24 protein-coding genes and 1 tRNA gene are annotated in these 15,845 nt (G+C 61.0%); 9 read left to right on the plus strand and 16 right to left on the minus strand.

Translation table 11 applies throughout. The features are described from left to right. Positions 1-29: 29 nt before the first annotated feature. The 4 genes from rpoD to ETQ85_RS17715 all read left to right on the plus strand — a co-directional run bounded on the left by rpoD (position 30) and on the right by ETQ85_RS17715 (position 3,741). The gene (gene rpoD, locus ETQ85_RS17700; RefSeq protein ID WP_148580411.1) at positions 30-1,988 is read left to right on the plus strand and encodes an RNA polymerase sigma factor RpoD; all 1,959 of its coding nucleotides are present in this window, start codon (positions 30-32) and stop codon (positions 1,986-1,988) included. 9 nt (positions 1,989-1,997) lie between these two features. Then, a tRNA-Ile gene (locus ETQ85_RS17705) sits at positions 1,998-2,074 on the plus strand. Positions 2,075-2,674: 600 nt separating this feature from the next. Further along, positions 2,675-2,890, plus strand: a complete 216-nt coding sequence (locus ETQ85_RS17710; protein ID WP_148580412.1) for a hypothetical protein — start codon at positions 2,675-2,677, stop codon at positions 2,888-2,890. Between the two features lie 470 nt (positions 2,891-3,360). Beyond that, positions 3,361-3,741 carry a Rha family transcriptional regulator gene (locus ETQ85_RS17715; protein WP_222862201.1) on the plus strand — a complete coding sequence of 127 codons (381 nt, stop codon included), beginning with the start codon at positions 3,361-3,363 and terminating at the stop codon, positions 3,739-3,741. Positions 3,742-3,819: 78 nt separating this feature from the next. Here the strand turns inward: ETQ85_RS17715 and ETQ85_RS17720 are convergent, their stop codons facing one another. The 3 genes from ETQ85_RS17720 to ETQ85_RS17730 are packed head-to-tail and all read right to left on the minus strand — an operon-like array spanning position 3,820 to position 4,906. After that, a complete protein-coding gene (locus ETQ85_RS17720) occupies positions 3,820-4,092 on the minus strand; it encodes a hypothetical protein (protein WP_148580413.1) in 273 nt (90 codons plus the stop codon). Continuing rightward, positions 4,089-4,571, minus strand: a complete 483-nt coding sequence (locus ETQ85_RS17725) for a hypothetical protein (RefSeq protein WP_148580414.1) — start codon at positions 4,569-4,571, stop codon at positions 4,089-4,091. The genes ETQ85_RS17720 and ETQ85_RS17725 overlap by 4 nt, the downstream gene beginning before the upstream one ends. Before the next feature lie 2 nt (positions 4,572-4,573). Beyond that, the gene (locus ETQ85_RS17730) at positions 4,574-4,906 is read right to left on the minus strand and encodes a hypothetical protein (RefSeq protein ID WP_148580415.1); all 333 of its coding nucleotides are present in this window, start codon (positions 4,904-4,906) and stop codon (positions 4,574-4,576) included. A 342-nt stretch (positions 4,907-5,248) separates the two neighbouring features. Here ETQ85_RS17730 and ETQ85_RS17735 point away from each other — a divergent pair, with 342 nt between their 5' ends. The 3 genes from ETQ85_RS17735 to ETQ85_RS17740 all read left to right on the plus strand — a co-directional run bounded on the left by ETQ85_RS17735 (position 5,249) and on the right by ETQ85_RS17740 (position 6,389). Then, positions 5,249-5,638, plus strand: coding sequence for a surface-adhesin E family protein (locus ETQ85_RS17735; RefSeq protein WP_148580416.1), 390 nt, complete (start codon positions 5,249-5,251; stop codon positions 5,636-5,638). 81 nt (positions 5,639-5,719) lie between these two features. After that, positions 5,720-5,893 (plus strand): hypothetical protein, encoded by a 174-nt coding sequence (locus tag ETQ85_RS26295; RefSeq protein WP_187394753.1) that lies wholly within the window; start codon positions 5,720-5,722, stop codon positions 5,891-5,893. A 268-nt stretch (positions 5,894-6,161) separates the two neighbouring features. Continuing rightward, entirely contained in the window at positions 6,162-6,389 is a 228-nt protein-coding gene (locus tag ETQ85_RS17740) for a MerR family transcriptional regulator (RefSeq protein WP_148580417.1), read from the plus strand. On the opposite strand, the gene ETQ85_RS27455 is transcribed toward ETQ85_RS17740, so the two are convergent. From ETQ85_RS27455 to ETQ85_RS17800, 13 genes are all read right to left on the minus strand, one after another. After that, positions 6,379-6,606 (minus strand): HGGxSTG domain-containing protein, encoded by a 228-nt coding sequence (locus ETQ85_RS27455; RefSeq protein ID WP_148580418.1) that lies wholly within the window; start codon positions 6,604-6,606, stop codon positions 6,379-6,381. The two genes, ETQ85_RS17740 and ETQ85_RS27455, sit on opposite strands and share 11 nt — an antisense overlap. Continuing rightward, on the minus strand, positions 6,603-8,033 hold the full coding sequence (locus ETQ85_RS17750; protein WP_148580419.1) for a hypothetical protein: 1,431 nt from the start codon (positions 8,031-8,033) through the stop codon (positions 6,603-6,605). Before ETQ85_RS17750 ends, ETQ85_RS27455 begins: the two co-directional genes overlap by 4 nt. Beyond that, positions 8,033-8,203, minus strand: a complete 171-nt coding sequence (locus tag ETQ85_RS26300; RefSeq protein ID WP_187394754.1) for a hypothetical protein — start codon at positions 8,201-8,203, stop codon at positions 8,033-8,035. Before ETQ85_RS26300 ends, ETQ85_RS17750 begins: the two co-directional genes overlap by 1 nt. A 100-nt stretch (positions 8,204-8,303) precedes the next feature. Then, a complete protein-coding gene (locus ETQ85_RS17755) occupies positions 8,304-9,065 on the minus strand; it encodes an ATP-binding protein (RefSeq protein WP_187394755.1) in 762 nt (253 codons plus the stop codon). Continuing rightward, the gene (locus ETQ85_RS17760; protein ID WP_148580421.1) at positions 9,065-9,772 is read right to left on the minus strand and encodes a helix-turn-helix domain-containing protein; all 708 of its coding nucleotides are present in this window, start codon (positions 9,770-9,772) and stop codon (positions 9,065-9,067) included. The genes ETQ85_RS17755 and ETQ85_RS17760 overlap by 1 nt, the downstream gene beginning before the upstream one ends. After that, positions 9,772-10,098, minus strand: a complete 327-nt coding sequence (locus ETQ85_RS17765) for a helix-turn-helix domain-containing protein (protein WP_148580422.1) — start codon at positions 10,096-10,098, stop codon at positions 9,772-9,774. Before ETQ85_RS17765 ends, ETQ85_RS17760 begins: the two co-directional genes overlap by 1 nt. Then, positions 10,095-10,370: a hypothetical protein gene (locus ETQ85_RS17770; RefSeq protein WP_148580423.1), complete on the minus strand. Its 276-nt coding sequence runs from the start codon at positions 10,368-10,370 to the stop codon at positions 10,095-10,097. Before ETQ85_RS17770 ends, ETQ85_RS17765 begins: the two co-directional genes overlap by 4 nt. A gap of 145 nt (positions 10,371-10,515) precedes the next feature. Continuing rightward, on the minus strand, positions 10,516-11,571 hold the full coding sequence (locus ETQ85_RS17775; protein WP_148580424.1) for a hypothetical protein: 1,056 nt from the start codon (positions 11,569-11,571) through the stop codon (positions 10,516-10,518). 100 nt (positions 11,572-11,671) lie between these two features. Next, positions 11,672-11,926: a hypothetical protein gene (locus tag ETQ85_RS17780; RefSeq protein WP_148580425.1), complete on the minus strand. Its 255-nt coding sequence runs from the start codon at positions 11,924-11,926 to the stop codon at positions 11,672-11,674. A gap of 22 nt (positions 11,927-11,948) precedes the next feature. Beyond that, positions 11,949-12,257, minus strand: a complete 309-nt coding sequence (locus ETQ85_RS17785) for a HigA family addiction module antitoxin (protein WP_148580426.1) — start codon at positions 12,255-12,257, stop codon at positions 11,949-11,951. 22 nt (positions 12,258-12,279) lie between these two features. After that, positions 12,280-12,588 carry a HigA family addiction module antitoxin gene (locus ETQ85_RS17790; protein WP_187394756.1) on the minus strand — a complete coding sequence of 103 codons (309 nt, stop codon included), beginning with the start codon at positions 12,586-12,588 and terminating at the stop codon, positions 12,280-12,282. Positions 12,589-12,599: 11 nt separating this feature from the next. Beyond that, on the minus strand, positions 12,600-12,881 hold the full coding sequence (locus ETQ85_RS17795) for a type II toxin-antitoxin system RelE/ParE family toxin (RefSeq protein WP_148580428.1): 282 nt from the start codon (positions 12,879-12,881) through the stop codon (positions 12,600-12,602). A 57-nt stretch (positions 12,882-12,938) separates the two neighbouring features. Then, positions 12,939-14,273: a tyrosine-type recombinase/integrase gene (locus tag ETQ85_RS17800; RefSeq protein WP_148580429.1), complete on the minus strand. Its 1,335-nt coding sequence runs from the start codon at positions 14,271-14,273 to the stop codon at positions 12,939-12,941. Positions 14,274-14,591: 318 nt separating this feature from the next. Here ETQ85_RS17800 and ETQ85_RS17805 point away from each other — a divergent pair, with 318 nt between their 5' ends. Both ETQ85_RS17805 and ETQ85_RS17810 read left to right on the plus strand, forming a co-directional pair. Then, positions 14,592-15,446 (plus strand): endonuclease, encoded by an 855-nt coding sequence (locus tag ETQ85_RS17805; protein WP_246128801.1) that lies wholly within the window; start codon positions 14,592-14,594, stop codon positions 15,444-15,446. A gap of 70 nt (positions 15,447-15,516) precedes the next feature. Next, positions 15,517-15,831, plus strand: a complete 315-nt coding sequence (locus ETQ85_RS17810; RefSeq protein ID WP_148580430.1) for a DUF5710 domain-containing protein — start codon at positions 15,517-15,519, stop codon at positions 15,829-15,831. The last annotated feature ends 14 nt before the right edge of the window (positions 15,832-15,845 follow it).

The raw sequence follows: 15,845 nt of genomic DNA on the forward strand, positions 1-15,845 counted from the left end.
AATCGACGACACATCGAGGACAGCCCCCCATGACCACGGAAAAGCCCAAAACACCGCGCAAAGCGCCTGCCAAGCCGCGAGCAGCGAAGGTCAAGGACAAACTCGCCCCGATGATCGCCGAGGCCCCCTCGGCGGAAGAGGCTGAAGTTCGCCGCACCCGGCTCAAGACCCTGATCGCCCTCGGCAAGGAACGGGGCTACCTGACCTACGCCGAAATCAACGATCACCTGCCCGACGATCTCGTCGACGCCGAGCAGATCGAGTCGATCATCAGCACCTTCAACGACATGGGTATCCAGGTGTTCGACGTGGCCCCGGCCGCCGAAGACCTGCTCATGTCCGAAGTCGCCCCCACCGTGGTGGACGACGAACAGGCCGAAGCCGAAGCCGAGCAGACCCTGTCCGCCGTGGACTCCGAATTCGGCCGCACCACCGACCCTGTCCGCATGTACATGCGCGAGATGGGCACCGTGGAACTGCTCACCCGCGAAGGCGAAATCGAGATCGCCAAGCGGATCGAGGAAGGCCTGAAGCACATGATCCAGGCGATCTCCGCCTGTCCGACCACCATCGCCGACATCCTTGAAGCCGCCGACAAGATCGGCCGCGAAGAGATGCGCATCGACGAGCTGATCGACGGCCTGATCGACCCCAACGCGGCCGACAACATCGAAGCCCTCGCCGAGAGTGAAGACCTCGAAGTAGACGACGCCGAAGCCGAGGACGAAGACGCCGAAGGTGACCCCAGCGGCGCCCAGTCGGCCTCCCTCCTCAAGATGAAGGCCGAGGCCCTCGAACGCTTCGCCAATCTGCGCAGCCTCTACGAGAAGATGGTCCCGGCTCTCCAGAAGAAGGGCCCTCAGGACAAGGCTTCCGCCAAGATCCAGGAGCAGATCTCCAACGAGCTGATGAACATCCGTTTCACGGCCCGGACCACCGAGCGCCTGTGCGACGCCGTGCGTCACATGGTGGATCAGGCTCGCGCCCATGAACGCAAGATCCTGCATCTCTGCGTGGACAAGTCCAGCATGCCGCGCCCGCACTTCATCAAGAGCTTCCCGGGCAATGAAACCAACTTGGACTGGCTCAAAGGCGAGATCTCCGGCGGCCCGGCCAACATTCCGGTCCTGATGCGCATGCAGCCAGCCGTGCTCGAAGAGCAGCAAAAGCTCATCGACCTGCAGACCCGCATCGGCATCCCGCTGAAAGACCTCAAGGACATCAACAAGCAGATGTCCACCGGCGAAGCCAAGGCCCGTCGCGCCAAGCGCGAAATGACCGAGGCCAACCTGCGCCTGGTGATCTCCATCGCCAAGAAGTACACCAACCGCGGCCTGCAGTTCCTCGACCTGATCCAGGAAGGCAACATCGGCCTGATGAAGGCGGTGGACAAATTCGAATACCGTCGCGGCTACAAGTTCTCCACGTACGCCACGTGGTGGATCCGCCAGGCCATCACCCGCTCGATCGCCGACCAGGCGCGGACCATCCGCATCCCGGTGCACATGATCGAAACGATCAACAAGATGAACCGGATCTCCCGCCAGATCCTGCAGGAAACCGGCAACGAGCCGGATCCCGCCACCCTGGCCGAGAAGATGGAAATGCCCGAGGAGAAGATCCGCAAGATCCTCAAGATCTCCAAGGAACCCATTTCCATGGAGACACCGATCGGCGACGACGATGATTCCCACCTGGGCGACTTCATCGAGGATAATGCGACCCTCGCGCCGGCTGAAGCAGCGCTGTACTCCAGCCTCCGCGACGCCACCAAGGAAGTCCTCGACTCGCTGACCCCGAGGGAAGCCAAGGTCCTGCGCATGCGCTTCGGCATCGAAATGAACACCGACCACACCCTTGAGGAAGTCGGCAAGCAGTTCGACGTCACCCGCGAACGCATCCGCCAGATCGAAGCCAAGGCCCTGCGCAAACTGCGCCACCCCAGCCGCTCCGAGCGTCTGCGCAGCTTCCTCGACAACGAGGCGTAAACAGTTTCAGGGCCGTTAGCTCAGTTGGTTAGAGCAGGCGACTCATAATCGCTTGGTCGCTGGTTCAAGTCCAGCACGGCCCACCATACATATCAAGCACTTAGGCCAGCCTCACGAGGGCTGGCCTTTTGCTTTCTGGCGCCGAGGGACGACTGGGGGACGACTAGAAAAAATCGAGGGCAAACCGGTTGGCCCCGGGCACCCTCCTCGCCCTGATATCCCCGAACATCGAGGCGGCGAAACATGGCGGCCCGTGCGACGCCATCATCAACAAGGTGCGCACCATCTACGGGGCCGGCCAAAACATCGCCGTGAGACGGACCGCAGTGATTGAGGGGGAAGCACTCCCGCTCATGCGCTCACAGTTGGTAGAGCGTGGCCCTTACAAGGCGAATGTCGGCGACGCTGACGAACAGTCCTCTCACCAAGCAGATATACAATTCGCTGCGATAGCCAGGTGCCGGGAGGGGGACTCGAACCCGCAGACCTTGCGGCGGCGGATTTTAAGTCCGCCGTTCAGCCAGTGCCCAGATCATGCGATGGCAGGGGGCGGGCAATGCGCTGGTGACGGACACAAGGGAAGTCGCAAGCCGGCCGGGCGTGGGGACTCATTCGCAGAAACGGCACCCGATGCGAATGAACTACTTCATAGCCCGCAAACCCCGCGTGCCTTAGGATCATGGCTCTTGTTCTTCGCTGATGGCTCTATGTGCCCGCTCTCCGACCTTTCCAGAACCGTCCAATGGCGTGCCACCACTGCCGCCGGCGAAACCGAGGTCTTCCACCTCAAGATAATCGCCGACGACTGGGCTGGCACCGGTGGCACGGTCGAAGCCGTCAATGCTGCAGATCAGAAGCTATCCACAGAATCCCAGCAAACCCCGAGGTCTGCTCAAAACTGAGCAGCCCCCCCTGGCGCGTGGCAGGGGCTGGTGTTGAGCCCTCCCGCCAATGGGGCTGCAGCGGACTTCAGCACGGCACTGGCTACCTCCCTCCAAGCTCACGTTTAGAACGGAACCTACGACACGGGGCTGAATACTCCGGTTTGAAACCGGAATATTCCCAGCTCCGGACAGCCCTGCGGCGACAGCCCAAACCTTAGCATCTTTGAACGTCGGGCCTGACTCGCGGCAGGCGGCGTGGCCATGCTCGACGCCATTCAAAACCTACCAGTAGTCGGCTTTGTGAGAGAGGCGCGAGGCTGCCGGTCAAGGGGCTGGCGTTTCACCACCCCCTTTGGCGACGGAGGTGCCGCCGTTGCGGCCTTCTTTGGCGCTAACTGCGGATATTCCCGCAGTTTCAAGTTCGACCGTGGGCACCATCGCCGGCCCCACCTCGCCCATCAACCAAATTGGTAGATGGAGCAACCAACTTGGTTGCCACCAGCTTTACCGACCAGCACGGCGAAGAGGGTGTCCTCAGTTTTGAGGATACGTCGCCCCGTCGCCAGCAACAGACCATGACCAGCCGCGAGATAGCGGACCTGACGGGCAGCACCCACGACAACGTACTCAAGACCGTTCGCCGCCTTGTTTTGGAGGGTGGCGTTTTTAAAACGACCCCCACGGAAGGCCAATACACCCACGGGCAGAACGGCCAGACCTACGCCGAGTTCCACCTTGGCGGCTACTGGCTTGAGAATCAGCAAACCAAAGAGCTGATTGCTGAAATCGAAAAAGCCGGAATCCCGGCTCTTCTCTCTATCCCGCCCTGGCCAAGAGATACCGGCTGTCGCTGTAACCGTCGTGTGTAACCCTGCCCATGTAACCGCTGGCCAGAAGCGAAAAACCCGGCGCTTGGCCGGGTCCGTATGTGGTGCGTCCGCAGGTTTCTAGCAGTCGTTCAATGCGCTTGAAAGATCCTCAGCCTCTTTCGCCAGCGACAGGCACGCCCACATGAATGCGTCCTGCCTGCTGGCCGACATGCTGCGGAAGGTTTCGCCAGCGCATCCGCACGTGGAGGAAAGCATTGCTTCAAGCTGGGTCAGGCGTGCGCTCAACTGGTCGAGCATGTCGGTGTGGGCAGCGCCGGGGGCGATGGCGTACAGCCCGGTTGCAGCGGTGAAGCCCATGGTTTGGGGGTGCTGCTTGATGTCGGCGGTCATGCTTCAGCCCTCGGGGTAGTTGCACGTTTAGCCCTGGTCTTCTTGGGAGGCAGAACCCTTTCCATGAACTCGCAGTAGCCCTTATCTTTTCGAGCTGCCCGCCACCGCTCGCGCTGTTGCTCTCCGGCCGGCGACAGTCTCCAGGCGGCACGGGCCAGTTCGCGCGCTTTCTCAGCAATGATCAACTGCTCCCGGTGATCGCTGGGCTTATTGCGAATGAACATGGATAGACGCCAACTGTCTTGTGTGTCCCAAACTGATTGCTTCATGCGGGAATTGGATGAGTGTCGGAGAAGGAAGCACTGGAACGGCCCCTCTTCCCAAATGCTCCAATCTGAACCTACAGGCCACTTGATGTCTTCAGGAACAAGCCCCGCCGCTTCAAGCGACATGCGAGAGCCCATGAAAACGGAGCGGAAACCGGGGTCCATCTCGATACGGATTTCGCTCTCAGGCGAGAGTACGAGAGTTCTGCTCATGGTCACGCCCTCCCAAACGACAGACGAAAGGCGATGGCAGGGCCGGCGAGGTGGCGAATGATGCGGTAAGCGGTGAGGCGGACGAAAGTGCCCCTCTTGGCCACCTTGACGGCCCGCTTGGCGGCGTCGAGCAGGGGGGCCGGGAGGAAGCTGTCGGCGCTGGTCGGACGCACAGGTGGGTAGTCCATCGTCTCCAGCACGATGGCCCTCAAGATGGTGAGCGGCGAAGGCTGGGCGGCGGCCTGGTGGCCGATGCGACGGCGCGGGCCACGGGTGAGGGCTGGGGACGTGGTGCGGTAGGTGTGGGCGTGCGTGCCCGTTGCTGTGTTGCGCATGATAGAACTCCTGAGCTTGCGGCGATGTTCTCCGCAACCCACTTCTCACGGTGGGCGGCGGAACCGTGCGGGGGTGAGAATACCGGGCTCAGGGTCCGGCCAGCCTCGCGGCTGCCCCGCACGGCCCGCCATTGAACAGGCGTCACCATGCTACCGACGTAAAAAAGCCGCGTTGTTCGCGGCCTCATCGGCCTGAGCTATCCGGGTTCTCACGCCCGTCTGCCTCTGTGTCGGCAGCACCCTTAGTCTCCCCCTCCGTTCAAGGTCTGTCAAGTGATGAAAATCATTTTGGATTTTTTGAGTAAGGACTAATCTTCAAGGAATCTATCCACTGAGGCCGTCATGAAAATAGTAGCCTTTACTCTGGGATTGGTCGCGTTCAGTTCAGGGGCTCAAGCAGGTTGGTCCCTCGTCGGGGCAAGTGATACCACCAGCTACTATGTTGACCTTGGGACGGTTCGCAAAAAGGGGATTTTTACACGGATGTGGAGTCTCTACAATTATGCAGAACCAATCTTTGGTAAGGACGGAGAGCAATACTCTTCGTCCATCATGCACGTCGAGTACGATTGCAGCGAGGAACGCTCAAAACGACTGTTCACGTCTGTCTACAAAAAACCAATGGGCGAAGGAAGCGCGCTCACGTTGAAACATTCGACGCCCGCATGGGGGCCTATTCCGCCTGGAACGGCTATCGAATTGCAGTGGAAACTCGCATGCGACCAGAGGTAGGGCGCTGCCTATCTGTGTGGAGGACATTGTTGATGTGGGATGTGGAATCAGTGGAGAAAGCCCTGCAGAAGGAGAGATGAATTGAAGATACTGGGCATCCCCTTCGGGGGATGGGCTACCTTCGCCGGACTGAGCGCCTTGGTGGGGCTCTTTTCCGGCATGCCGTGGTGGCTGTCTGGTGCGTACCTTGCCGTGTGGATCGGGATCTGTGCCGTGATTGGCTGGATCGGCGGAGAGTGGAGGGAGAAGAAGTAGGCCGGATGGTGCCCGCATTGCACGGGCTGAAAACCTGAACATCTTTCAACATTCCGTGCGCTTTCTTGTGCGCTTTTGCGTGCGGATTGCCGGCTGCGTTACATCGAGGACCGGGCCAGCCCCGCGGTCGATGGTCTCAAAACTCTGGATGCCATCGCGGCCGATTATTTGGCCTACCCAGGGGCCGATTCCGCACCTCCATGGTCCGCTGCGTACTCGACTGTCGATGTAAGCTGCCGTGGATCGCTGTTTCTAACTTGGAGGAAACATGACTCTGCTGGTCCGAGCCTATCTGCTGGATAAATACGGCCCCCTGCTGACCGAGGATCAGCTAGCCGAGGTGCTTCACGCCGAGCCCGGAACGCTCCGAAACAAACGGTCAGCCGGGCTGCTGGGAATCCCGGTTGTGCGCCATGGACAAAAGCCGCTTTTCCACATTGAGGATGTTGCCAACCTGATTGAAGAGATGCGAGAAGCCGGCAGACTCAATCGCTGACCGTCGAGGCAGGGCCACTTTCAGCACTACCTTCGCACCACTTCCGGGGGCGGCCTCCCAGCCTCCCGTTTCGGCTGCTCGCCGCCTTACCTTCGGGAGTCCGGGGGCCGGTAGAAGCGCCGCCGTGCAGCCTGCACCGGCCATTGCTGTAGCGGGAGCGGCGACGGCAGGGAGCGCCACCCCCTTTGGTTTTGGCCCCACAAGTGCGGCTTGTCACTCGGCGCGCGCTTTGGCTGCACTTTCCTTGAAGAATCCGACCACCGGATCGGCGATGTAGCCGTCAAAGGCTTCACCGGCCAGCGACGTGCCCCTGGTGCCGCCCGCCCCATAGCCGGATGTGTCAGGCAGTGGCTTGCGGCCTATGCCACCGGGCGCAAATCGCGGTGCGGCAGGCTTCTTCTCGGCCGGCGCCACCTTCAGGCGGTCGCCCGTGCGCAGAGCGTTGTATTGCTGACGCAGGAACAGCGGCACTTCCACGCCGCTCGACTGGAACTTGTCGTAAGCCTCGATGATCTTGTTGCGGTCGGCCTGCCCTTGCGGCGTGTCGGCCTTAATGGCAGCTTCCAACGATGCGCGCTGCTTCAGGTCTTTGAAGGTGCCAAGGTATTGCGGCAGCCAAGCCTTGTCGGCAGCGAGGCGAACGCTGGTAGTGCCGGGCTTGTTGCCGTGGAACTGATCCGGATCGATGTCGGACTCGCTGGCGATGCGCACCGCGCCGCTGCCAAACTTCACGCCCTTGAAATAGGTGTTCGTCGCCGGGTCGTAGATGGCCTCCGGCTTCATCTCGCCCTTCTCCAGCGCCGCGGCAATGGACAGCGCATTGCGGGGAGACTTCTGCATGGGGACGTTCAGGCGCAAGATGGATTCCGCGTTTGCGCCGATGTTGGCGAGCTTCTGCGGGTCCGTCTTGCTGGTGGCGGGGTCAATCGGCGTAACGGCTTCGAGGTCTTTCGTGTCGAACGGGAATCCGCTGTTACCCTTTTCTTCCTTGCCGCCCGCGCCAAGGTTCAATTGCGGCAAGCGGTCCCGCATGTTGGCATTGGCAATCTTCTCCTGAATCTCGGCTTCAGTCTTGCGGGCGTCGAGGGCGCTCTTGGCTTGCGCTTTCTGTTGGTCGAGGTAGCCATACAGCCCATGAGCTGTGGCAAATCCGCTCCAGTCATAATCGGTCTGCCGCGCATCAGGCGTACTGACCACGAGGCGCTTCCCGTCGCCGCTAAAGGCTGCCTTCGACCCCGGAGCACGTATGCTGAGCACCTTTTCAATGCCCGACAGGTCGCGCGCATTGACGGCGCGATGAATCGCATCGGTCCCGAATGCCTGCACCATCGGTTCGACAACCTTCTTGACTGCCAGGTGCTCGTCAGGCGTCATGTCCATGGCGTGCTCTCGCGCAAACTTGCTATATCGCTCGGCGTCCGACAGATCCGGGTCGGCCATGATTTCTTGATAGCCCTTCAGCATGCGGCCCTTGCGGTCCTGCTCTTGCACCTTGAACGCCTGATCTTGCTTGTGGATATCGACCATCGCGCTCTGGTTTTGCAGCGCCTGTTCCTGCCGTGCATCGCCCTCACGCTGGCGCATGAACTGCAGGCCCTGCATGATTCCGGCACCAATGCCGCCCGTTACGCCCAAGTTCGCCATTACGCAGCCTCCTTGCCGTCAGCCTGCTTGCTGGCGTCGTGGGCTTCGATGGCTGCGAGCATCTCGCCCAGAACGCGTGCCGCGCCAACCCATGGCGCTTCAGGCTCCGGCTCCGGGGCGGGCTTGCCGAATGCGCTCACCAAAACGCGCTTGATCCATTCAAAAATCATCTTTCGCTCCCAAAAAAACCAAAGTCCGTGATGGGGAAATGTATCTCTATACGCCTATGATTCTTAGATAAACGGGGCTTTTGCCAAATTATTTTTCAGCTTACGGTTTCGGGGATTTCTGGCCGCGATGGCTCTCCCAGTCGAAGACAATCGCCTGCCCGCCATCCTCCCGGAGTCGGTCGAAGACTCGTTCGCCAAGGCAGGTCTTCACGTCTTCGACGCCGAGGTTCGACAGCAGCAGGGTCGGCAGGCGGCGTTCATAGCGGCCATTCAATGCGTCGAACAAGATCATCTTTTCGGTATCGCTGCCGAACTGAACGCCAATCTCGTCAATCACCAAGAGACTCGCGCTAACAAGGGCGGCAACGGCCTCGGCCTCCGTCTCGTCGCTGTCCCTGCGCCATGTGTCCTTCACGCGGCGAACGGCCCGCAGCGCGGTCGTAAAGAGGACTGTGTGGTTTTTGCCGATGATGTGCAGAGCAATGCCGGCCGCCAAATGGGTTTTGCCGGTTCCCACCCGGCCAACGAAGAGCGCGCTGCGCCCGCTCTCGAGAACGCTGTCGAAGCCCTCCGCATACTCCGTTGCAAAGGCCAACGCACGCTTCTGCGCCTCGCTGCCAGCGGTGAAGGTGCCGAGGGTGCGATCCTTGAAGCGCTCGGGAATCCCGGATGTGCGGATGCGCTGTTCCAGCAGGACGGCGTCACGCGCCAGCGCCTCGGCCTGTCGTGCGGCAACACGCCGTGCCTCGTCCTCAGCACCGCACGCGGGGCAGCGCGTCCAGAGGTTGCCAATGCGGTTGTGTGCTACGAAGGGGCCGTGAGCTTCGCAGGTGTCGGTTCTCGTTTGGTCCGAGCGCATCATCACAGGTCGCCCCCCTGGCCGTAATTCTTCGTCGCGAACGACTCTTTGGCCGTGCGTCGTGTGGGTGTGGCACAGGTCAGCCATTCCGCCTTGAGACCTTGCCACCCGCGAACGCAGCACTCCGTCAGTGCATCGTTCAGGGTGAAGCCAGCCTTGGCCGCCTCGCTGGCAAACGAGCGAATGACGGTATCCGTGGACGAAGCCCTTTTTGCCTTGCGCTGGGTCAGCCAGTCTTCAGCGACCTGCTGCTGAACACCAAGCTCGACAAGGCGAGCCAGTGCATCGAACGCACCTTTGCGGACACGACTATTCTTTTTGACGGTTACTGACGGTTCAATGATGGTTTGGGTCGCATGGGTGCTACCCGTCTCTGCGCACCCATGCGACCCCTCTGCCGCACTGGCGCCACCCGTCGCATCAGCGCTACCCGTCATTGCACCGAGGTTGATCCTGTACCGGCGGGTGTCCCCCGGCTTCCCGCCGTTTTCGTTGCCAACAACGCTGACAAAACCCCCGTCGCACAACCCGCGCATGACGCGCTGGGCTTGGGAGCGGGAGAGGCGGGATTTGGTGGCAACTGCTGCAACGCTCGGCCAGCAGAGTCCGTCGTCATTGGACCAGTCGGCCAAGGCGAGCAACACCAGCAGCTCAGAGCCGCCGGCACCGGGGAAGTTATCCCATACCGATGACATGACCCTGATGGACATTACGCGGCCACCTTGCGGACGGTGCTTGCCATCATCGCGGCCTCATGGCGCGCAAAGGTTTGCCCGTCCTCGCCTGCCGCGTCAATCACGTCGCCAGGCAGGGTGTAGCTGGCAAAGGAGCACCGCTCGCCAAAACGGTTGTCACGTTCCACCCTGTCCGTTTGAACCGCCCACCCAGCTTTGCGGAGCTGGAGGACGGTATCAGCAAGGCGATAAATGCCGATGTTCCGCCAGCCGTTCAGCGGGCCAATGGCAAGGCCGGTCAGCAGGACAGAGAGCAGGCGAGCCGCTTGGGTGCCACTCTTGGGGAAGGTGCCGGCCATCATTGCGCCACCTCGCCCGAGGCCAGGGCTTGAGCACGCGCTGCAGCAAGCCTAGCGCCAACGTCGGGAGCTTCAACTGCACGGACGCCGGATGCCAAGGCGTCGATTTCATCGGCAGGCCACAAGAGGCGACCATTCGGCAGGCGAACCGGGACGACTCCACAGTAATGCCCGTTCCGGTAAAGCGCGGTTGAGATGCTGGCGGGCAGGATTCCGCCGAGCACAGCGGCAGTGCGCTGCGTGTTGTAGCTGCGGGGGTGTTGATTTTGCTTCATGGCTGTAAGCCCCTGTCTATAAAAACAGGGTCCAGCCTGACTACCGGCAGTTTTTTGAAGCTCTACCGCCGGTAGCAAAATCCAGCAGCCGTGAGGCTTTTCAGGTCAAGTGCCGGTAAGTTTGCCGGTAGTGAAGGCCGGTAAGTCAGTTAAAACTACCGGCGTAACCTTCCCACTCCGGCAGATATTCCGGAAAGCTCCGACCAATGATGGCGCCTAGCGGACGGCGCTGCATTTTTCCCTTCTCGGCAAGGCATATAGCGAACAGTGCGGGATTCCAGATGGACTGAATGCCGCGTCTGCCGGGGTCTAGCCGGGCTGCCTCCATCCACTTTGGAGGGTCGCTCATCATCTTTTTCCACTGTTCGGCGGTCTGTCCCCTGAGAGGGGGAAACACGGACAATATCTCGCTGCGCGTCACACCTACCGGTAAAGCCTCCTTCTTGGATACATCCCGCGGTGTGGATTCTCCTGCGACTTTTGCCTTGTCCATTTGCACAGTCTTGATGTCAGATGGAGTGTTGGGTGTCGTCAAGTACCCAGCCATTTGCGTGCGCAATTCATCGTAGCGGGCTTTTCCTGCCTCCCGCTGGGGCGTGGAACTTTCGTCTGCCGCCGCCGCTGTACGGTCCTGAGCCTGCTCAATGATGACAGGCTGAGACTGCGTTCCGCTTGATGGGGCGATAAGAGCTTTCAATCCCTCATACCGTGCCGCAGCCTGCAGCTGAAACAGGACGGCGGCTTGATTCTCCGGTGTCGCTGAAGCGATCCGCTCAAAAGCCGGCCCTGCCGCCTCAAGGCAATACCGCAGTGCGCTTTGAAATTTTTCGCTTCGCTCGAAGTCGTCAAGTTCCTGCTTGGCGTCGCGGTGCTGGCCGGTGAGTTGGTCGCGTAGGTCGCCAGTTGCAGAGCGGCGAGCCGCATCAAGGTGCGCAACCTCCATCAGCTTGTCAGCATGCTGATGAAACGTCAGCCCATGTGGGCCGATGACGCGGAATTGTTCGTCAGCCGCCAGCTCTGCAAGATGCTCTGTGATCCACGTCAGCAACAGCGGGGCGTCATGGTCGGGCAGCGGTTCAAGCGATTGGATCGGGAGCGTCGGGGCGTCTAGGCTATCTAGAAATTTATCGTATTCAGAGGGTCCGACAGCTTCACCCCATGCGTCGTCGGAAAACTGAATCCAGCTCGGATTCTTGCTCATCACTGCGCTCCTTCAAGCGCCTTCAAAAGAGGCACCGCGCCAGGCGGGTGAAGGTTCCCGCTTTTCGGTTGGCCGACCTAGGCGCGGTGGTGGTGCTCGGTCAGCTACGGCCCCGACGTGCAGCCTCGATGCCGGCCCGCAGTTCTTCGTCCGTGGCCGGGCGGTCGTCCTCGTCCTCGCCATCCCATACAAAGTGCTTTTCCGGAGAGATGCTGCGGACCGCCGTAGCCAGATCCTTGCGCTGCAGTTCGGCCAGGGCAGAGAGCTCGTTGGCCTTCCGAAATGCCGGGTCGCCTTTGCTGGCTTCTTCGGCGTGGGCGCGAGGACTGAAGGAAACGGGCTTGTAGTCGCTCATGGTTCGCTCCTCTCTTGCTCGGTCAGGCGGCGAGCACTTCCGGTGCCCGCGTCACCGCAGGCATGCCAGCCATGCGCGCTTTCCAGAGGTCGAACGCGGCTTGCTGTGCGAGCCATCCATCGGCCCGGCCGCCGTTCTCCACACCCAGCCAGCCTTCAAGGCGCAGGGCCATCTCTGGCGAGATTGCAGCCCGGCCATTGAGGACGCGGGACAACGCTGCACGGGTCACGCCAAGCTGCGCGGCTGATTCGGTCACGGTCAGCCCAAAGGCCGGCAACACGTCTTCCCGCAGGGTTTCGCCCGGGTGGGGTGGGTTGTGCATTGTGGTCATGGCTTTTTCTCCTTCTGCTCGGTCAGGCAGCTTCCGCGTGCATTGGCCGAATCTCTCGTGCCACCTTCTCGCCTATTGCCGCCTCGGCCTGCTTCAGGTCAAAGCCTGTTTGCAGGTTCATCCAGAATTGCGGCGTGGTGTCGAAGTAGCGGGCGAGGCGTAGCGCAGTATCGGGAGTGACGGCCCGCCGCTCGCGCACGATGTCGTTGATGCGCGGGGCAGGAACATGCAGATCCATTGCCAAGGCGTTGGCGCTGAGTCCAAGCGGCAGCAGGTATTCTTCCCGCAAAATCTCGCCCGGATGAATGGGGCGCATATTGTTCGTAGCCATGTTCAAATCCTTCAGTGGTAATCCACGATTTCGACGCCCTCCGGCCCCGTAGCCGTCCAAACGAAGCACACGCGCCACTGGTCATTGATGCGGATGCTGTGCTGTCCGGCTCGGTTCCCGCTGAGCGCTTCGAGACGATTGCCCGGGGGCGAGCGCAAGTCCTTCAGCTCTTCGGCAGCATCAAGCATTTGCAGTTTTCGTTCCGCGACAGCTTCAATGTTCCGGAATCGCTTCGGGTGCAGTCCTTCGTAAAGGGCTTTGGTGTCTTCGCACCGAAATGAACGAATCGTCATGGGTTGAGGATAGAACGCATGTCGTTTAACGTCAATCGTTAAAGTTGTAGATGGAGGTTACTTGACGGCTCTGAGACCTGGTGCGGCCCCCTCTGTCGGCTGCTCTATGTCGGCCTGCTCAAGAATCCAGCTTTCAATCTTCACGTGCCACATGCGCAGCAGGTCGAGCGGCCGGCGGCGGTAGTGCTTCTCGGCCAGCGCGGACGGCTTGTGGCCCTGGATCTGTGCCACCACGCCCACCGGGCATTCCACCCATTCGGTAAGGGTGCCGAAGGAGCGGCGAAGATCCTGGATGGTGAAGGGCGGAAGCCCAGCGGCAGCCATCGCCCTCTTGTGGGGCTTGAGCGGCTCCTGCAAGCAACCGGACTCCGCGCTTGGGCTGCTGAACACCCATTGACTCCGGCGCGGCAGAGCATCCAGCAGCGAGGCCACGTAAGGCGTCAGCGGAATGGTTCGCTCTCCTTCCACCTTGTCCCGAATGGTCATGGACTTCCATTGGAAGTCGATGCAGTCCCAGGTCAGGCCGGTCAGTTCCTCTCGCCTGGCCCCGGTCAGCAGGGTTGTTTGGAGGTAGGCGGAATGAACCGGGTTGCGCAGCTTTTTGACGTGCTCAAACCAAAGTGGCAGCTGTTCCTTCTGAAGGCAGCCTGCCTTGGCCTTTGTGGCCTGTACTCGGTCCCGCACCTCGGAATCACGGCAAGCCTCGGGGCGGACGATTCCGGAATACTCGGGGCGCTCGGCGCACCAGTTCAGGAAGGCGCGCAGCAGACGGAAGTTCTTCGCGGCCTCGGTCGGTCCGCGCTCGTTGTTCTCCTGCATCCACACCGAGAGGCGGCCCGGATTCAGATCCTTCAGCGGCTCGGTCAGCAGGGAATGAACCATGCCGGGCAGTGAGTATTCCCCCTGCCCTTTCTTGCGACCGCGGGTGATGTGCTCGCCCCCGGGCTGGATAGCCTTCTCGTGGTCCCGCTTGTGGGAGTCGCCCCACTTGTGCGAGCGCGCGGCAACGTAGGCGGCCCAGGCCTCGCCAACGGCCACGGACTGCCGGCGCTGCTCTTCCTGCGCCGCATTCACCGCGGCCACCTTCGCGGCGTCCTCGGCCTCCCGTGCCCGGCCTTCTTCGCGCAGAACCTCGCGGGGGTCTTTGCCGTCGTCAATCATCCGCTGAAACCGGCGAGCCTCATCGCGGGCGGCCTCGATGGTCCAGGCATCTACGCTGCCGATGGTGATCCGGATGCTCTGATAGTTGAGCGCCCCTTTGAACAGGAAGCTCTTCGCACCCGACGGACGGGCACGCACCGCCAGCCGAGGCATGTCCTCGTCCCACAGATACCCCTCTGTTTTCGGGCTGAAAGCAGCGATGCGCGGCAGGGTCAGACGTTGGCGGGGCATGACGGCTTCCTCTCGGGGGACGACTGGGGGACGAATGAAAGTGATTTTCGTCTATTCCTGTCTATTGCGCAAGCCGGCCTATTTTCCACAAAAACCAGTATCTACATGGCTTTCTCGGGATTTTGTCGCTTCCTGTCTATGCCTTTAAAACCCGTATTTTTGCCGACTCATAATCGCTTGGTCGCTGGTTCAAGTCCAGCACGGCCCACCATACGTATCAAGCACTTAGGCCAGCCTCACGAGGGCTGGCCTTTTGCTTTCCGGTTTCATGCAGCCACGATGCGTGTTTTTAAGTCACAAAGTCTGTAGGCAACCAGGTTGCCCGATGCGCTGCGCGTGCGTAAACTCACGTTGATGCTCTATGTCTCTTTGTTGCTCGTCACACTGCTGGCTGCCTGTACCTCTGCTCCACACCTGCCGCTCCCCCGCCCCTCCACCATTGAAACGCCGGCCAGCGCCGGTCATCAGAGCAATGCGCCGGGGGCGTTTTCTCCAGCGCTTCCCTCGGCCCTGGTTTACGGCAAGAAGACAACCGGCCGCCGTGATTTTGCAAACGCCAAGAAGGTACTTCCAAGTGTTTTTGCAGGGATGGAAGAGGATTTCTACTGCGGCTGCCGCTACACCGGAAATACCGTTAATTTCGGAAGCTGCGGATACCAGCCCCGCAAGAATGCAGCCCGGGCCAGCCGGATCGAATGGGAGCACGTTGTCCCGGCCTGGTCACTCGGTCATCAGCGCAAGTGCTGGCAGGACGGAGGGCGCAAGAATTGCACCCAGACAGACAATGCCTTCAAGACGGCCGAAGGCGATCTGGTTAATTTGGTGCCGGCAGTCGGCGAGGTTAACGGAGACAGAAGCAACTTCCCGTATGCCGTCTGGACCTCACGTCCAACCCCCATGTACGGGGCATGCCAAACCGTTATCGACTTCAAAGGGAAGCGGGCGCAACCCCGGGCGGAGGTTCGCGGGCGGGCAGCACGGATCAGTCTCTACATGCAGCAGACTTACAATTTACGCGTCAGCAAGCAGGACAAGCAACTCATGTGTGCATGGGCCAAAGCTTATCCGGTAGATCGCTGGGAGCGGCGCCGTGACACACAGATCGTGCGCTTGCAGGGGAAGGGCAACACACTGGTGTCCAGCCCTGCCAGCCTGAAACGGATCTGCGGATGACTGACGCAACCGACAGCCGGTCTGCGCTCAAGCAGATGACCGGGGCGGACAGAGGGTAACGAGAGAAAACATGAGAACAAACCTGCAGGTCCCGTTTGCGGAAAAGGACGAAGCCAAACAGCTGGGCGCACGCTGGGACCCGGCCCGGCGCCTCTGGTACGTGCAGAACGTCCAGGATCTGAGCGCGTTCGCCCGGTGGCTGCCGGACCAGGCCACAACCCAGGAGGCCACCGCCATCAAGCCAACCGCAAAGGCAAGGCAGGCGGAATCGATGGTGAAAACGGGCTCGCGTTTCTTTCAGTTGGACTGCGACTGCCTTCCCTGGGCGGGGTGCCCCAAGTGCAAGCCGAAAGTTGAAGCCGAGGGTTGGGGCATTCCGGCGTAATCGATCGGCTTCCC

Origin of the sequence: Zoogloea oleivorans, from assembly GCF_008107625.1 — a bacterium.
In the GTDB taxonomy this organism is placed as follows: domain Bacteria; phylum Pseudomonadota; class Gammaproteobacteria; order Burkholderiales; family Rhodocyclaceae; genus Zoogloea; species Zoogloea oleivorans.

Bases quoted from the DNA above. Each gene is read 5' to 3' on its own strand.
- ETQ85_RS17725 (WP_148580414.1), bottom strand. From the start codon at position 4,571: ATGAGCAGAACTCTCGTACTCTCGCCTGAGAGCGAAATCCGTATCGAG.
- ETQ85_RS17770 (WP_148580423.1), bottom strand. From the start codon at position 10,370: ATGAAGCAAAATCAACACCCCCGCAGCTACAACACGCAGCGCACTGCC.
- ETQ85_RS17795 (WP_148580428.1), bottom strand. From the start codon at position 12,881: ATGACGATTCGTTCATTTCGGTGCGAAGACACCAAAGCCCTTTACGAA.
- ETQ85_RS17735 (WP_148580416.1), top strand. From the start codon at position 5,249: ATGAAAATAGTAGCCTTTACTCTGGGATTGGTCGCGTTCAGTTCAGGG.
- ETQ85_RS17800 (WP_148580429.1), bottom strand. From the start codon at position 14,273: ATGCCCCGCCAACGTCTGACCCTGCCGCGCATCGCTGCTTTCAGCCCG.
- ETQ85_RS26300 (WP_187394754.1), bottom strand. From the start codon at position 8,203: ATGATTTTTGAATGGATCAAGCGCGTTTTGGTGAGCGCATTCGGCAAG.
- ETQ85_RS17765 (WP_148580422.1), bottom strand. From the start codon at position 10,098: ATGATGGCCGGCACCTTCCCCAAGAGTGGCACCCAAGCGGCTCGCCTG.
- ETQ85_RS17720 (WP_148580413.1), bottom strand. From the start codon at position 4,092: ATGACCGCCGACATCAAGCAGCACCCCCAAACCATGGGCTTCACCGCT.
- ETQ85_RS17760 (WP_148580421.1), bottom strand. From the start codon at position 9,772: ATGTCCATCAGGGTCATGTCATCGGTATGGGATAACTTCCCCGGTGCC.
- ETQ85_RS17730 (WP_148580415.1), bottom strand. From the start codon at position 4,906: ATGCGCAACACAGCAACGGGCACGCACGCCCACACCTACCGCACCACG.
- ETQ85_RS17740 (WP_148580417.1), top strand. From the start codon at position 6,162: ATGACTCTGCTGGTCCGAGCCTATCTGCTGGATAAATACGGCCCCCTG.
- ETQ85_RS17780 (WP_148580425.1), bottom strand. From the start codon at position 11,926: ATGAGCGACTACAAGCCCGTTTCCTTCAGTCCTCGCGCCCACGCCGAA.
- ETQ85_RS17810 (WP_148580430.1), top strand. From the start codon at position 15,517: ATGAGAACAAACCTGCAGGTCCCGTTTGCGGAAAAGGACGAAGCCAAA.
- ETQ85_RS17775 (WP_148580424.1), bottom strand. From the start codon at position 11,571: ATGAGCAAGAATCCGAGCTGGATTCAGTTTTCCGACGACGCATGGGGT.
- ETQ85_RS17790 (WP_187394756.1), bottom strand. From the start codon at position 12,588: ATGGCTACGAACAATATGCGCCCCATTCATCCGGGCGAGATTTTGCGG.
- ETQ85_RS17755 (WP_187394755.1), bottom strand. From the start codon at position 9,065: ATGATGCGCTCGGACCAAACGAGAACCGACACCTGCGAAGCTCACGGC.
- rpoD (WP_148580411.1), top strand. From the start codon at position 30: ATGACCACGGAAAAGCCCAAAACACCGCGCAAAGCGCCTGCCAAGCCG.
- ETQ85_RS17750 (WP_148580419.1), bottom strand. From the start codon at position 8,033: ATGGCGAACTTGGGCGTAACGGGCGGCATTGGTGCCGGAATCATGCAG.
- ETQ85_RS17785 (WP_148580426.1), bottom strand. From the start codon at position 12,257: ATGACCACAATGCACAACCCACCCCACCCGGGCGAAACCCTGCGGGAA.